This is a genomic window from Paenibacillus ottowii (assembly GCF_050516475.1).
Taxonomy (GTDB): domain Bacteria; phylum Bacillota; class Bacilli; order Paenibacillales; family Paenibacillaceae; genus Paenibacillus; species Paenibacillus ottowii.
Map to the genome: position 1 here is coordinate 2,328,786 of NZ_CP191577.1, position 14,249 is coordinate 2,343,034.

The following is a 14,249-nucleotide window of genomic DNA, read 5'->3' on the forward strand; positions in this document are numbered from 1 at the left end:
CGGCCTGACTCCTTTTACGATGAAAAAATATCACAGGCCCTTTATAAGTAAAATCTGCCTCTTACAACACCGCTTCCATCCTTTAAATCCCAGCTCCCAGCTATGTTCTAAAGTAAACAAACATACATACAGGAGTCGTCGCAGCTCGATCCGGCTGGTAGATATGCTGCATTTTCACCCAATGATTCACACTTTTAAAGCGCTCTAGTAAATTAATTGGTGGTTTTAAACACACCCAGACGGTTCAACACGACCAGCAAACGATAAAAGTCATAACTGCTTGGCAGTTTCGTATCCACAATCGGGCTTGCCGGATTAACGGCAACAGCAGCAGCCATCGCTTCCTTGGCCCAGGCCGGTACAGGCATAGCCTGACGCGCCTCCAGTTCAGCTACTCGCTGATCCACCTTTTTAATATAAGCACTCTGTTCATTTAATGTTTGCTTGAGCACATCTCTGCTGTTTTCAAGGACGACCACCTGCTGCTGCAGGGCCTTAAATGCTGCTTTTTCCTCCGCTGTCATGGGTTCTTCCCCCTCTTCTCCTGCAAATGCTTGGCGTAACTCAGCCTCTGTTCCAGCATATACATTCAGATCAACTGGCCCTTGAATGCCTTCAACCCGTCCACTATCGCTGTATTGCCAGAAATCCCAACTCTTCCATGGTGTGGTATCACTGGGCACTCGTGTACTACTGTAACGCGCAATCCATAGCTTATAACTACCCAACGGGGCTTTAAAATGGGCAGCAAAAGCATTGCCCGTATATACCATCGGCTTGCGGCCGCTGACTCGTTCAAATTCCGTCAAAAATGCCAGTGCAATCTCATGAATTGCAGCTGAGCTAAGCCCTCCCGGATTGTTTTCATAATCCATGACCGCTGGCAAGTCTAGCGCTTTCGCACCCCCTACCTGATCCAGCACCTCGGCGAAATGCCTGGCTTCCGCTTTGGCTGCGTTTACAGTGGTCGCATCTACAAAATGGTAAGCTCCAAGTAGAATTCCGGCTGCCCTGATCCCTTTTGCATTCGTGATAAATGTCGGATCAATGTAACGCTGTCCTTGACTTGCTTTAATAAATGCAAATGATTTGCCATCGGCTCGCACACGTTTCCAATCAATCGTTCCCTGATATCGGGACACGTCAATGCCTTCGGCCGCGTTAGGGCTGCGACTTTGCATAAGGCGCTCCCCCCTGTCATTCATAATGTTGTAGCACTCTGTCTCTGTTATATATGCTTGGACCATGGAACCGGTATGGGCTTTTCCACTTTTATGCCGAAAAAAGGCGAGAAGATCATCTTCCTTTTTTTGCAATGGCGACGGTCAGCACTTTATGAAGCTTTATTTTCTTTGTCGGAAGGGTCGGTTGGCTTTATTTTTTCCCCACTCGATTTGGACTCAAAAATGGCTACCGCATTCCGCAAAATATCCGGCATCGGCACTCCCATTCTGCCCACATTTTCTATAATGGACAACAGCTCGTTCGCTAAATAAAAGAAAACGACGGCATCCCGGAAGTAATGTGCATCCCCGAGAATACCGTCAATTAGATGAGCTACTGTAATGAGCAAAAACACGGTAACCTTGCGGAAAATACCGTAATACCCCTGGCGGCTTTTCAGTTCCCCATTGATCCAGGCCGCTGCCCATCCGGTGAAAAAGTCGATAACGACCATCCACCACAGCAACGTCAACATTGTGGTCCACCCCCCGAAAAAATAACCGATCAAGGTCCCCGTGGAAAACCCCAGCCAAATCTGATCGATCCTTTCATGCATGTTTGTTCCCCCTTTTGAACCTAGGTGTAAAGTGAATGCCCTTGGTTGATCCAAGGGCATAAAAACAACGATTTTTATTTTGTTCTCTATACTGTTTTCTTACGGAAAATAGAATTATACCATTTAACCGTTTCTTCCTGTTCATTCGGAGCATCGGTTGATGGCGAATCTTCTACGTTGCCCGCTATTAGATCAGAACGCTCGGATAAAATAATCTTCACTACTTGTTCACGCTGTTCTTCATTTAAAGCGTAGCTTCCCATAATTGTTGCTATATCGCCCTCACCCCGCTCATAGCGAGTGATGCAAGCATGAGCACAAATACGTATTTGAGCCTCTGTTAAAGCTGCCATGGTTATGACTTCACCTCTTTTTATAAAGATTGTTGTTACATATCATCGTCAGTACACGTTATTTTCCAGTGTTACTAAGCATGAGCTGGGTCAACGTCACTTCGAGATCTGCAATCCGCTGCTTCAGTTGATCTGTCTCACTTGGCTGTTGCTCTGATGTTTGTGCCAGTTCCTTAATTGCTTCCTCACTCAACCCTTCACTCCAGAACATTGTTGGGTCTCTTCGTTCTGGAGCCGTGAATGTCTGAGCAGAATATACAGGTTCGTCTCCACGTTCGTTTTCAGGTTTGTTTTGCCATTCATCATGCTGCTTCTGAAATAAAGCTTGGGATTCGTTGTTCAACTGATCATAGGCTTTTTGTGCTTCTAACAGTTTTTCTTCGTATTCTGCTTCATAGGCCAGCCAACCTTGGATGTCAAAACGAGGATGGTATAGACCAAATGGTACTGGAATCCCTACTGTATAACCAGCAGGGATGCTTTCTGAACTTGTTCCATCTGTGGTACTGGCGCTACTGTCAGCAAGCCGATGGGTGTCTAGTTGCTGGTTTGTATCAGATAGCGTAGGCGAAGATGGAGTATAAAAAGGGGCGACACCCATAAAGGCATCGTCCACCAGCTCGTCCTCGAGATAGAGGCCGTTTGTATTTACTTTAGGTACTGCTTTCATGTGTTAGACCTCCTTATTGTTCAGCTAGGAATGACAGTCCGTCAAACCAGGCACCCTTGTTAAACCAAGCATTTTGAGTAACCACCCTGCCTGATACATTTATTATAATCGTGGAGTTAGGTGCGTCATTAGCTCCGTCTGAGGTTCGTACCTTTATTTCCATATTGCTTTTAGGTCGATATCCTACAGGCAGAGTAAATAGGTGCGTACCTGGTGTAGCAAATCCTTCCCTAATCCCCCCCCTAAACAGTACTAAGTTATCTGACAAGCGCAAATACTGCACATCCCCCGTCCAGCCATTAAGCAATGTAGGCGTAAGCCATGCAGGATTATCTTTGTCAGCCTTCTTGTTCTCAAGTACACTCACACGCGCTGTGTTTTCCTGCACACTGTCCACCAAGTCCGTCAGCAGCGTCTTTTCATTGGCAGCGTAACTACCTGTGAATGCTGCGGACGGTGAGTCAGCTGTCATAAAGTAGGTTGTTGAAAAGCTATCCGTTGGATCATATAGCCCCACAACCAACCGCGCGAATGCTACGCCTATTGGTGAGAATACATCTGATCCTGGTCTGATAATGACTTCCCACCTTGAATCTTTTTTACCATTCCTGTATACAGCAACGATATTTCTTGGTTTGTATTTTAATGGGTATTCCGCGTTAATATAGGCATAAGCACCCGCGATTGTGTTAATGCCAGAGTTTTCACGTAATACAATCCCCGTACCTACTTCAACCTGATTGTCACCCTCAACAAATGATAGTTGCCCCTCGGATACAATAGGCACCACGGTAGGCGTTGCAAGCTGGTATACAAGTTGATACGGCGTATACCCTGCATAGGATTGTTGCGGTACGGATTGCGTGAAGTTAGGTGCGCCCACACGCTGAACCCAATACTTTGTACCCGTACCGTTCCAAGTTGCCGTAGTTGCTGCTTGTGCTTGTGCTGGTGTTAGGGTATTAGCGTCATAGGCCTTGTACCCGAAAAAGTAGGCTCTGATGTCGTCTAATGTAGGTGGGTAGCTATCAGCCCATCCACTGTCTGAAACAGGTACAGAGATTGCAAAATTGGGCGAAGTCGCATCTATCCCCCATCTGTCGGCTGTTGTGTCTTGACCACCCCACAATAGTATCTTACCGTCAAACTTTACTGCCGATCCATTGCCGACAAACGCATAATTTACACCGGACACTACAGGATAAAGGGCTTTGAAGCCTGTCCCCGACACTACATTATTCACTTTAGTTATTCTACTGCCATCTAACAGGACGCTTTCAAACCGTTTCACTTTGAAATATTGACCATCACGTTCAAACACTGTATCCGCATTAGCTCCTGTAACTGGATCAGCGTACAGGTCTGTTTGCAATGCCAACATGGAATCCTCGCGCGGCTTGAATGCGTTAGCTGTGCTGCCGATGTTGAGCATTGGCTTTGTCATGGTAACGGCTGTCGATGATGTCCCTAGCAATCGGATATTAGCAGCTCGACTCGTTGCTGTGAATGTGGCGCTTAACAACCCCAAACCTACTGCCTCAACTATAATAGCGGACTCAGGATCGTCCGTAACCGTAACCCTTCCAGTCGCCCCACCCGATTGAACTGATACAGTGTACTTTTGTCCGGGCACTAGCGGCGATACAGTGTGTACTATTTTGTTATCCAACGTGACAGTAATGCTTTTTTCGTCCACTATAATAGGTGTTCCCTGTTTGGCTGACCACTCAAAGAGAGAAGGCAACATATTCTCCCCATATCTAATCGCATACGGATTACGAACAGGCATTATGCTGTCCACATATGGATATTTGGTAACTACCTGTTCAGCGGTCATGCTGTCTAAGGCAGCATAATCTGAAGCGTTAATCTCATAAAGACGAATAGCGTCTGCATAAAAAGCTTGACCAGTTGCTGTTGAAATTGATGCAACTTCCAAGTTCGTCGTAGTATCGTTTGTCGGTGCACATTTTGTATAGATTGTTACAAATCGACTCTGATCTTTGGACTGTTTGAGCGCCTTATTACCACCTGTAGAAAAGTTTACATAGATATTATTTGAGGCATTGATGTTTTTAACATCAGCTAGGGCGATATAGTATCTTCCACCAGTAAGCTTTAATCCGGTACCATACACGTTATATACACCGGAAGCATTCTTTGCAGTAACCTTGATAGATCCCGTACCCTGTGCCTTATTAGATGTATCCACTGCAAGATCAGCTTCCCAACCTAAAAGGCTGTCGATTCGGTCACAAGAGCCTGCCCGCCCCAACAAATTCACCAACGTACGTCCGCTTAGCCCCGTCAGTGAAAATGGCGCAGCCTTTTCCGCATGAACAATCTGTACTCCGGGTTCTAAAGTTACCGCCTTACGTTCCGTCGTATCCAGGCGCTTCTTAATCTCATTTACACTATCATTTACACCACCAGCAAATTCATCAACAGACCGCCAGTTTTGATCCAAATACTTTTCCAAATCAAAATACGTCGTTTTGGGCGATGTGCGGTCAATTTGATTTAAACCAAGATTCGGTGTTTTTTCGCTTGCCATGTTATGCGCCACCTCCTAAATATCTATCCTGTGTTGTATGTTCATTTTCATAGAGAGTCATAGACTCCACTTCGGCAATGGTCAGGTAACGTAATTTATACTCCACTGCCATGTGAGCGGGCTTGATCTCCTCAATGGCTGCTTTAAGATCATCCACATTGGGGGGAATCCCGATGGTATCTATAAATTTGACCGTAAATCCCCATTCGGCAGGATGAAAAGTAACCTCTACCGTGCCTCCGTCATACGCTTCAGCTACATTTTTAACAAGCTGGCCGGAAAAAGTTCCTGCCCCTCGCAGCTTCGATTCCACCACGGCGCGCCGTTGATCCAATGGCTTCGCCAGGTCGGTTTCGATCCCCAGCTCCATTTCCCAGCGTTCCAGCCCCCAGGTGGCAGTACGTACGAAAAACTGTCCCACCGTTGCATCCATTGCAAGATACAAAGCGTCCAATTCGCTTCCTTTAGCATCCATATCAGAACGCATCACACGTGAGGTTTCATAATAGGCAGGCAAATAGGAAAGCAGCTCGCGTCCCCGCTCGCTGCTCATTTGGCCCAGTCCATCTTCCGCTAGAGTTACTCGATTAACAAAAGTGTCACTACGATTTGTACGTTTTCCCTCGTCTGGGTTATTCAAAAGCTCTTCAAAACTGTTCATTCCGCTGTTACTCACTGACGCTCACCGTCCCCAGCACGGCCACCTGACCTGATCCAATCTCAATATTCTGATTGCTCAGTCCATTGATTTTCAGTTCAGAGAAATCAATAATAATTGGAATGTCCAGAAGCACAGCAGAAATCCGGGTGTACCGTACCAACGGATCTGCCTTGTAAAAAGCAAGCTGCTTCAAATACGCCCGCACACCGTTTTCAATCAGCTTTTTGATTTCATCCAGTGTGGATGGCTTCTCTTTGGTGCGCTGTACTTTGACCGAAATGTTTATTACTACTTCAGCCGCGGGCATGACTGTCACCACGGGACCCGCTGGTGCCAGCCCTTCCCCTTGCCCATCCTGAGTCGGATCAATATACTTCTGCACCGCAGCCACGATATCCGGGCTGGCAGCGCGTTTATCCGTATCCAGCACATATAACCCCACTGTTCCTGGTCCTTTCCAGAGCGGAACAACCTCTACGCCACCCACTCCAGCAATCTCATTTGCCCACTGGGTATACTGCGCCTTGTTGCCGCTTGTGCCCTGGTTCCGCACCTTGGCATAAAAACGCTCCAGTAACAGCTGGTCGCTCTCAACGTCTGTGCCGCTTTTGGTTTCCTCCGTATTGATCACGGAGGAAACCCCGCTAATCGGAGTAGCCATCACCTGGATGACGCCTGCTGGAACATTGCCGCGGCGCCCAGGGTTGACCGCCCGAATGATTGCTTCCCCTGTGCCCTGCTCATCCAGCGTGACCGAGGCCGTGGTCGCATACTCAATGGAGGCTTCTCCGGACACATCATCTGCCGGTGTCGCCACCAACGTTCCCGCTGGGACAGTTGTCCCCGCTGTGCCTGTGAACTTGACCTTCCCTGAGGCCGCAACGGCTTCCCGCCGAGTCACTCCATGTTCTGCTGCCCGCAAATCCAGCTCTGGCGAGCGAAAATCCGGGTTATCGCTGGCTACTGTGCTGGCAAAGCCTCGACGCAGCAGCTCCTGCGCCCAGATTGCGGCTTCAGAAAGCATAAACGCTACCGGCGCCTGCGCATCCCAAATAAAAGAGCCCTCGGACTTATCAATGTCCGAAGGCACTTTTTCCAGCATTCGATTTAAGATTTCCTCTTCCGTCTGGTCTACCAAATATTCCGGCAAGTCTGCCATTAGATCACCACACTTTCCACAATTTCCGTTTCATCTCGCACGTTCGTAATCTGGCAGCTAAAATAGCATGCCTCACCTTCCCAGCGAAACATAAACTGATCCACACTCGCCGTACGTGCATCTGCTAGCAACGCCTCTGTGACCATGCGTTTAATTTCACTTTCCTGCACACCGTGCCCATAGCTGCTGCCAATCAGCTCCTCCAGCTCACTTCCATAGTCAGGCGAATAGATCACATGCCGATAACGAGGAGTGCGAATCGCTTTTTCACACCACTGTACCCAGGCTTCTTTCTCACCTGTAGTCACGATTTTACGGCTAGGGCTCATAACAAACTCGCCGGCTTCAAAATCAAACCTCCAGCTTCGCCCAAATACTGCACGGTTATCCTCCAGCACATCTGGATCGGTCACATCTGTGTCTGTCCAAATCATATCATCTGTTTCGGGAAATAAATTAGCCACGTCCATTCACCACCTTACACACAACCACCACATCGTTACCACTATTCACCCGCACCGCCAGTACACGATCCCCCGGCTTAAGCCCTTTGTTCAGACTCAGATTTACATCCTCCAGCTCATCTTCCCCGATATAAAAGGAAGTTTTTAGCTCTTTGCCCTCCCAATTTTCTGATTCCACCGAGGTTGAGGTACCTTTGTACATATGACGTGGTACAGATAGCAGACCCGGCAGCTCGGCGACTAGATAATCCTGAAGCTCATGTTTAAAATCATCCAGCTTGAGTCCCGTGGAGGTGATAGTACCTAATACTGCACCTACTCCGCTCAGCGCATGCTTGGTGTGTTTAAGAAATGAAGATTGCAGCGCAGTGGCTAAATGCCCATAGGGGTCCTTATTCAAGGTAAAACCTCCTTTTTACATCGTCATACGTTCCGAGCTCCAACGACATACTGCCGGGGTTGCCCAATTCCCTGCTCACTGAAATCACCAACAGCTTCATAGAACCTAACATTACCGCGTCTCCTGCTCGAATCGTGTTCATATCTGGCGCATTTACCGATATCGTCTGCTGTATGCCTCTCAGCTTACTTTTGGCCAACTCGCGTGCCGCTGCCCCCGACTTCACCTCGTCATCCTGCACGATTACCTGAAGGGTTCCATATTTGGCAATGTCCTTTTCTTCAAGTGCCATCACTTTGGAAGGAACCTCTTTGCCCGTCTCGCTTGCCGCCGTAGCCAGCACCTTCACTCTCGTGGCCGCGCCTTCCAGCGTAAGGGATTGTGTCGTATCGGTCACTCTTTCCAAAATATACACATCTTTGTTCGTGCCCAGTTCATAAAGCTCCAAACCGGAAGTAACCATCCGTGGATGATACAGCTTGCCGCCCGCCTTGGCCGTTTCCCGCAGATCTCCCAGCATCATGGAGTAAATGGACTGTGTTCGGTATACAGCGCGCCCGAGCTGCTTTTTTGTGTCTGGCAATGAAGCGATTTTTAGTTTCCAGTCCCTCGCATACTTCTGAAAACGCTGGGTAGCTGTCTGTTTGGCAGGGAGCAAATATTCATCCTCGGACTTGTCCAAATATACGGTGCGATCATATATCGTCAGCGTCATACGTTTGAGCCCATTGTTCGAAGTTTCTACTTCCCAAATAACGGCTGGAGACAGCAACGGGACATAATCCTTTTTACCATAAGGAATCCCACTTACCCGAATCGACATCCCTGGAGAAATGGGCGGCATATCCGGCGTAACCACCAAATTGACCGTACCCTGATAAGCGATTTGCTCCAGCGAATCCCTTAAATTAATGTTCTCTACGAGAGGAGATAAATCATATTTATCCTGTAAAATGACTTTGTAGCTCATGATAACACCAGCTTTTGACCCGGTTTAATAGAATTTGGATTTTGCCCAATGACCTTTTTGTTAAGCTGATAAATGCGACTCCATTGCGAGCTGTCCCCCAACTCCAGCTTGGCAATTTTGGACAAGGAATCTCCCGATTTAACCGTGTAAGTCTTCTTTTTTTCTTTCATATCCGTGCGAGGCTTCTTGTTCACTGTAGCAGTCTTTGCCCCACTGCCGGCTTTTTTGGCTACTTTCATTTCACTCCAGGTTCGCAGTGACAAATCAAAATTCACATCCCCATATTCCCCGCCCCGAAAGGTTGAATTATGAGAAGCCACAATTACAGGTACATTTACGGCTGTCTCTGTAATGATAAAGCGTAGCGGGCTCTTGGATAACAAAAAGCCATTCAACGTGTTCATGGCCTCCTGCGGATCAGGGATATCTTCATATGTGCAATACGCTGGATTGTATTCTTTCGGAAAAAAAGAAGAGAAGGAGATTTCCTTCACCTTCTCTCCTTGCGGAAAATCAAACTCCCCGTAGGACAAAATTGTCGTTGTATCAAATCCTTTTTGCCGTGAAATTGTTACTTCCTCAGGATTTACTGGAAACTGAAACTTTTTCCCTTTACCATCCGTCAAACTAAACTCCATACTATTCACCTCCTACTCACACTAGGGCCCTCGCTGTCTTGTTGTTATCCATAGCTTGACGGAATCCTGCTACGAAGCGTTTGCCTACTTCTGAAGCCAAAGCATCAAAATTAACACGTTCACCAACAGCCACCTGAATTGCTCCTGTTGGCATATTCACTTGCATGTTTGATTTATTTCTATTTGTGTTCTTTACTGAATGGACTGCTGCCGTTCTGTGTCTATCATTTGCACGATATGTTCTAGAACTTGCAACTAAATTCCGAGAATATTTATTTGGAGTACTTTTTTTAGCAGCAGTTTTCTCTGTACTCTGAATAAGCTCCCAGTCCAATTTCTCTGGAGAATCCAAGATCATTTGAAGGAAATCACTTGCTTTTGATGTTGCTTTTTTAACCTTTTCTTTAAAAGGGTCAGCATTTTTCTGAACAAAGTTATTCAATTTATTAGAGAAATTTTTAGTCCCTTCACTAATATTGTTGATTTTCTCCTTGACCCCTTCACTGAGACCTGGAATACTATTTTTCAGATAATTCCCTGTAACATTAATCTTATTTTTAAGAGGCTCTCTCACGTTATTCAGTATTTTATTAGAAGCAGGTACTTTTCTTGATATTTTCTCGGTCAAGTTGTCAACTCCCCACATCAGATTCCCCGTCTGATTACCGATGAAGCTTTCGAGTTGTTTACTCCAATGATCAATTGTAGTAGGAGTAGCAGCCTTTATGTTGTTCACTTTTATAGCTACTTCATTATTAAAACCAATCATACCTTGTTTGAAGTCTTGTGTAGTCTGATCGATACTTTCCTTTAAAGATTTTGTCCAGCCTTTAAGATGCGTTTTGGCATACCAAACTTTCTCCATTCCTTTCTCCCCTAACGGCTCAAACAATTTTTCACCTATTTCTCCAAATATATAACCAAGGACAGGAGCTAACACAACTCCGGCATAGGGAACTTTTGAACCGACTTGCATACCAAAGGATTTCCCTAAAATATTTCCGGTTTTTCCTGCAACTAATTTCCCAATCAGTTTATATTTTTCTTCTCCCTTAGCATTAAGAATCTCACTTATATCAAAGCCTAAATCAGCAAACCCAATAGCTTTTCCTCCATATTTCGCTGCACCTTTTAATCCTGTTTTCAGCCAAGAAGGAGTACTGGAAAATATAGAAGCTGCTTGCGTGTATACAGTAGATGTTTTAATTTGATTTGCTACATCGTCGATCCAAGTTTTAGTATTCTTTAACCATGCAGGCATTGCAGCAACTTGTGACAGAGTAATGGCCCTGTAGGCTTTAACAGTTTTATTTAGTGATTCTACAAAGTCTTTCGGCTTATTAAAAAACTTAAAGAAGTTCATAAGATCCATAACAGGTTTTTTTATAACAATCTTCTGTTTTTCATTATTTTTACTCGCTGAACTTTGAGAAATTTGAGACTTACCAAGATTGCTGGATATTTTAGACCCTAAAGGTATGTTAGGGATTGCAACATTATTATTTTTTCCATTTTTCTGATTTTTTTGTTGGATACTAATTTTGTTTTGCTGTTCGATCAAGGAATGATTAAACCAATAGGAACCGCCATTCTTAGTGCAAGTTGTCATCTTACATTTCGAGCAGTCCTTGGAACAGGAACATTTAACAGCAATCTTAATTCCAGATAAATTTCGGGTCAGGCGATTTATTTTATATAAACGTGAAGTTAAATTACTCAACGCATTAGAAAGTCGCTTAACTGACTCCGTAGTTTGGTCAATAACTATCTTTTGTCTTTGGAAACTACTAAGCCCAAAATTTCTTGTCCTCTTCTGGATACTCTCAAAGTATCGATCCATAGCTTTTAATTCTTTATTAACTCTACTTAAACTTCTTATATCCAAAATATCATCCACACCTACACCTCCTTTAACTACTACATATTATCTGCTAGAGCATCTAGTTCTTCTTCAGCAAACGCCAGCAGCAGTATGCGCTCACCGCGGGGAAGCCGCCAAAAGTCTCCGGGACGAAGGTGGTGCCGGACCCACAAGTGATACAGCATCGTCGTCATTCCCCCGGAGCCGATTAGTTTTTTAGATCTGCAATCTCAACGCCAAAACCGGACAGTTCCAGCACTTTATCCCCTACTGCATCCAGTTCACCCGCCAGCAGCATACGGCGGACAGACTGTTCGCCACCGGACAGCTTCAAGCGGCTTGTAATCCGAGGATCTCCCCAGCCGTTAAGGGACAGGCCCTTCACTTCCAGCTTTCCGGTAGCTTCCGAAATCAACAAGGCGTTGAACGTTTCGGTATCTACTTTTTCATCAACGGCACCCTTCACGGTTCGACGAATCGTGCAACGCTCACGAATGCTATCTACCTTACTGGAGGTCAGACCATGCAGCACAATTTTCATATCGAGGCGCTTGATACGAACCGTTTCTTCCGGTAGTTTTTCAGCGGCTTCAAACAGACTGTCCAAAATTTGTTCTTCTGTCATATTCTCATTCAAGCTCATAAGTCATTCTCCCTTATTGTTTATTTCAGAATTTCACAAATTCTTATATGCATTTGGGGAACGGGACACCTGACAGCATCCCATTCCCCGTTAACCAATTTAGTTCGCTACAATCGGATCCAACAGTTCATAGCCTTCGAAGGTGAAAGTAGTTTCTTCTGGCACTTCTTCCCCTGCAGTCCAGTTAGCCAATTGAATTTTATCCGGCATGCAGCGAATCAAACGAACACGTTCATGCCCAAAAGATTCGGGATCGTCCAGCTTGGAAATAATATCAAATTTCTCAAAACCACGACGAATCATATCAGAAGTTACTTTGTAACCACTCATTGTTCCAGTACCTTTTTTAGCTCCATTTTTATGGACTTTCCACGTGTTACCTACCAAATTCAGTTCTCTTTTATCAATTTCCACGCTAGCTTCCAGCTTGTTAATATGTGTCTGCCATACCCCATCAATATATGCCTGACCAAACGTACCTAAAATAACTCTTGAAGCATCCAACATTTCTTTTTCCTCCTCAAAATAATTCATAATATAGTTCGAGATTTCACAAAATCCTCGTTATTAAAAAGCTACTTTATTCCTACTGATCACCTGCAAATTGCTTATGAGCGTAAAACGCTGATTTATTGCACGTAAAATGTGCCGAACAGCTGCTCCATCACGTCGGTGAGCTTCACATTCCATTGCAGGAACACTTGGTCTGGCTCCGGTTTGATGACTGGCGCATCACCGTAGTAGGCTGGGTCAAGAATGACATCGTAGCCATCTGCCTCGATTACGTTGCTCAGGGACAGCTGTGCCAGGTATTCTTTGATCGCACCGATGAGTGCCAGACGGCCTTCCACCGTGTTGTTGATTTTGCCAATATAAGTTTCTTCGGCTGCACGCTGCAAGTCAGCGTTAATAGCATCCATGACACGGATGGAACGGATTTTCTTCCATGCGTTGTTTTGTCCGGCAGACGGGTTCACCAAGCTGTTGATTCCACGCAGTGCTTTAACTTGACGGCCGTCGAAGAACAGGAGGAAAACCCCGTTACGGACAGCCTGTTCCTGCTCGGAACGTGTCCAGCGGCGGGTTACATCCTCAAAAGGCGTAACTGCATACGTTGCGGATTGGTTCAAACGTTGGCCTGCGATCAGTCCGGCTACATAGGCAGCCGTTTGGGCGGAACTATAGTCTGTACCTGCCAGACGTACGCCTGTACCCACGTTCACGATACCTTCATGATTAAGTGCCAGGGAACGTGCAGAGGCCAAGCTAACAGCCGTTTTGGACACATCGTCCGCGGCAGAACCGCCGAATACAGCGATGACGCCTTTGCCTTCATTCCGGACACGTTTGATCCAGGCAGCAAAGCTTTGCAGCAACGCCAGATCGGCTGCATAATCCAGGGCCAGCACATTAAAATCCTGTCCTTCAAGTGCTTCCTGCATCGCAATGTAATCGGCATTAACCAGCTTGCTATTGCCACTATTGCCGCCTGTCAGGTGTACGCCGCTAACATCCACCGGGATGCCGCCTTCGCCGACAACCTCAGCCTTCACCCATACGTTTTCGCTGTTCTCGTTCATCGCCTTGGCAATCGATGCAGCCGTACCGTCGCTGCCTTTGTACGTACCGAGCAGCTTGGTTCCTTCATACAGGCGCACCTCTCGAGCTTGTTCGTCGCCCAAAGTCGGCTGTACCGTTACGGCAAAACCATTACCGCGGCTACCTGTGTACAAAGCCTTCAAACGCAGCACATCGGTTGGGGTCTCGCCACCACTTTTTAGCGTTACAGACGCCTCAGCAGCCGTGTCATCTGCCAACCGGTAAGCGAGCAGTTTTTTCGGACCTCCCAGCAAAGCCAGATACAACGTGGAATATGCTGTCGCACCATTCTCACTGTCACCGGAGAAGATTTGGCTAATCGCCGTTTCACTGCCAACCTCTACAAACTCACGTACAGGGCCCCAATTCGCCTTAACGGGTACAACGACCGTACCGCGCGATCCACCTTGAATCGCTGAAGCTGCTGCTGCCTGAAAATTCATATACAAACCCGGTAATACCGGTTTATTCGTGTTTTCCCATGTTCCGCCTGCCAT

The 14,249-nt window shown here is 46.2% G+C and carries 16 protein-coding genes; all 16 read right to left on the minus strand.

Annotated elements, in window-relative coordinates; genetic code table 11:
• Positions 1-212 precede the first annotated feature (212 nt).
• Positions 213-1,181 carry a glycoside hydrolase family 25 protein gene (locus ACQQ6X_RS11140; protein WP_305165364.1) on the minus strand — a complete coding sequence of 323 codons (969 nt, stop codon included), beginning with the start codon at positions 1,179-1,181 and terminating at the stop codon, positions 213-215.
• Positions 1,182-1,333: 152 nt separating this feature from the next.
• Positions 1,334-1,780, minus strand: coding sequence for a phage holin family protein (locus tag ACQQ6X_RS11145; RefSeq protein WP_305165365.1), 447 nt, complete (start codon positions 1,778-1,780; stop codon positions 1,334-1,336).
• Positions 1,781-1,866: 86 nt separating this feature from the next.
• A complete protein-coding gene (locus tag ACQQ6X_RS11150; RefSeq protein WP_305165366.1) occupies positions 1,867-2,133 on the minus strand; it encodes a hypothetical protein in 267 nt (88 codons plus the stop codon).
• 58 nt (positions 2,134-2,191) lie between these two features.
• On the minus strand, positions 2,192-2,803 hold the full coding sequence (locus ACQQ6X_RS11155) for a hypothetical protein (RefSeq protein ID WP_305165367.1): 612 nt from the start codon (positions 2,801-2,803) through the stop codon (positions 2,192-2,194).
• A 13-nt stretch (positions 2,804-2,816) separates the two neighbouring features.
• Positions 2,817-5,357 carry a hypothetical protein gene (locus tag ACQQ6X_RS11160; RefSeq protein WP_305165368.1) on the minus strand — a complete coding sequence of 847 codons (2,541 nt, stop codon included), beginning with the start codon at positions 5,355-5,357 and terminating at the stop codon, positions 2,817-2,819.
• 1 nt (position 5,358) lies between these two features.
• A complete protein-coding gene (locus ACQQ6X_RS11165; RefSeq protein ID WP_305165369.1) occupies positions 5,359-6,033 on the minus strand; it encodes a YmfQ family protein in 675 nt (224 codons plus the stop codon).
• Positions 6,026-7,177, minus strand: coding sequence for a baseplate J/gp47 family protein (locus tag ACQQ6X_RS11170; RefSeq protein WP_305165370.1), 1,152 nt, complete (start codon positions 7,175-7,177; stop codon positions 6,026-6,028). The genes ACQQ6X_RS11165 and ACQQ6X_RS11170 overlap by 8 nt, the downstream gene beginning before the upstream one ends.
• Positions 7,177-7,647, minus strand: coding sequence for a DUF2634 domain-containing protein (locus tag ACQQ6X_RS11175; RefSeq protein WP_305165371.1), 471 nt, complete (start codon positions 7,645-7,647; stop codon positions 7,177-7,179). Before ACQQ6X_RS11175 ends, ACQQ6X_RS11170 begins: the two co-directional genes overlap by 1 nt.
• Positions 7,634-8,041 (minus strand): hypothetical protein, encoded by a 408-nt coding sequence (locus ACQQ6X_RS11180; protein WP_305165372.1) that lies wholly within the window; start codon positions 8,039-8,041, stop codon positions 7,634-7,636. Before ACQQ6X_RS11180 ends, ACQQ6X_RS11175 begins: the two co-directional genes overlap by 14 nt.
• On the minus strand, positions 8,034-9,011 hold the full coding sequence (locus ACQQ6X_RS11185) for an XkdQ/YqbQ family protein (RefSeq protein WP_305165373.1): 978 nt from the start codon (positions 9,009-9,011) through the stop codon (positions 8,034-8,036). Before ACQQ6X_RS11185 ends, ACQQ6X_RS11180 begins: the two co-directional genes overlap by 8 nt.
• Entirely contained in the window at positions 9,008-9,649 is a 642-nt protein-coding gene (locus ACQQ6X_RS11190; RefSeq protein WP_305165374.1) for a LysM peptidoglycan-binding domain-containing protein, read from the minus strand. The genes ACQQ6X_RS11185 and ACQQ6X_RS11190 overlap by 4 nt, the downstream gene beginning before the upstream one ends.
• Positions 9,650-9,665: 16 nt before the next feature.
• Positions 9,666-11,546 (minus strand): transcriptional regulator, encoded by a 1,881-nt coding sequence (locus tag ACQQ6X_RS11195; protein WP_305165375.1) that lies wholly within the window; start codon positions 11,544-11,546, stop codon positions 9,666-9,668.
• Between the two features lie 20 nt (positions 11,547-11,566).
• Entirely contained in the window at positions 11,567-11,695 is a 129-nt protein-coding gene (locus ACQQ6X_RS11200; protein WP_305165376.1) for a hypothetical protein, read from the minus strand.
• Positions 11,696-11,718: 23 nt separating this feature from the next.
• Positions 11,719-12,153: a phage tail assembly chaperone gene (locus ACQQ6X_RS11205; RefSeq protein WP_007429164.1), complete on the minus strand. Its 435-nt coding sequence runs from the start codon at positions 12,151-12,153 to the stop codon at positions 11,719-11,721.
• A 99-nt stretch (positions 12,154-12,252) separates the two neighbouring features.
• Complete coding sequence (locus ACQQ6X_RS11210) at positions 12,253-12,660, minus strand: phage tail tube protein (RefSeq protein WP_013369776.1); 408 nt, start codon at positions 12,658-12,660, stop codon at positions 12,253-12,255.
• Positions 12,661-12,782: 122 nt separating this feature from the next.
• Positions 12,783-14,249 (minus strand): phage tail sheath family protein, encoded by a 1,467-nt coding sequence (locus ACQQ6X_RS11215; RefSeq protein ID WP_305165377.1) that lies wholly within the window; start codon positions 14,247-14,249, stop codon positions 12,783-12,785.

Excerpts from the sequence above, each read along its gene's own strand:
- ACQQ6X_RS11170 (WP_305165370.1), bottom strand. The coding sequence starts at position 7,177 with ATGGCAGACTTGCCGGAATATTTGGTAGACCAGACGGAAGAGGAAATC.
- ACQQ6X_RS11190 (WP_305165374.1), bottom strand. The coding sequence starts at position 9,649 with ATGGAGTTTAGTTTGACGGATGGTAAAGGGAAAAAGTTTCAGTTTCCA.
- ACQQ6X_RS11160 (WP_305165368.1), bottom strand. The coding sequence starts at position 5,357 with ATGGCAAGCGAAAAAACACCGAATCTTGGTTTAAATCAAATTGACCGC.
- ACQQ6X_RS11215 (WP_305165377.1), bottom strand. The coding sequence starts at position 14,249 with ATGGCAGGCGGAACATGGGAAAACACGAATAAACCGGTATTACCGGGT.
- ACQQ6X_RS11205 (WP_007429164.1), bottom strand. The coding sequence starts at position 12,153 with ATGAGCTTGAATGAGAATATGACAGAAGAACAAATTTTGGACAGTCTG.
- ACQQ6X_RS11185 (WP_305165373.1), bottom strand. The coding sequence starts at position 9,011 with ATGAGCTACAAAGTCATTTTACAGGATAAATATGATTTATCTCCTCTC.
- ACQQ6X_RS11145 (WP_305165365.1), bottom strand. The coding sequence starts at position 1,780 with ATGCATGAAAGGATCGATCAGATTTGGCTGGGGTTTTCCACGGGGACC.
- ACQQ6X_RS11210 (WP_013369776.1), bottom strand. The coding sequence starts at position 12,660 with ATGTTGGATGCTTCAAGAGTTATTTTAGGTACGTTTGGTCAGGCATAT.
- ACQQ6X_RS11140 (WP_305165364.1), bottom strand. The coding sequence starts at position 1,181 with ATGCAAAGTCGCAGCCCTAACGCGGCCGAAGGCATTGACGTGTCCCGA.
- ACQQ6X_RS11175 (WP_305165371.1), bottom strand. The coding sequence starts at position 7,647 with ATGGACGTGGCTAATTTATTTCCCGAAACAGATGATATGATTTGGACA.
- ACQQ6X_RS11200 (WP_305165376.1), bottom strand. The coding sequence starts at position 11,695 with ATGCTGTATCACTTGTGGGTCCGGCACCACCTTCGTCCCGGAGACTTT.
- ACQQ6X_RS11150 (WP_305165366.1), bottom strand. The coding sequence starts at position 2,133 with ATGGCAGCTTTAACAGAGGCTCAAATACGTATTTGTGCTCATGCTTGC.
- ACQQ6X_RS11155 (WP_305165367.1), bottom strand. The coding sequence starts at position 2,803 with ATGAAAGCAGTACCTAAAGTAAATACAAACGGCCTCTATCTCGAGGAC.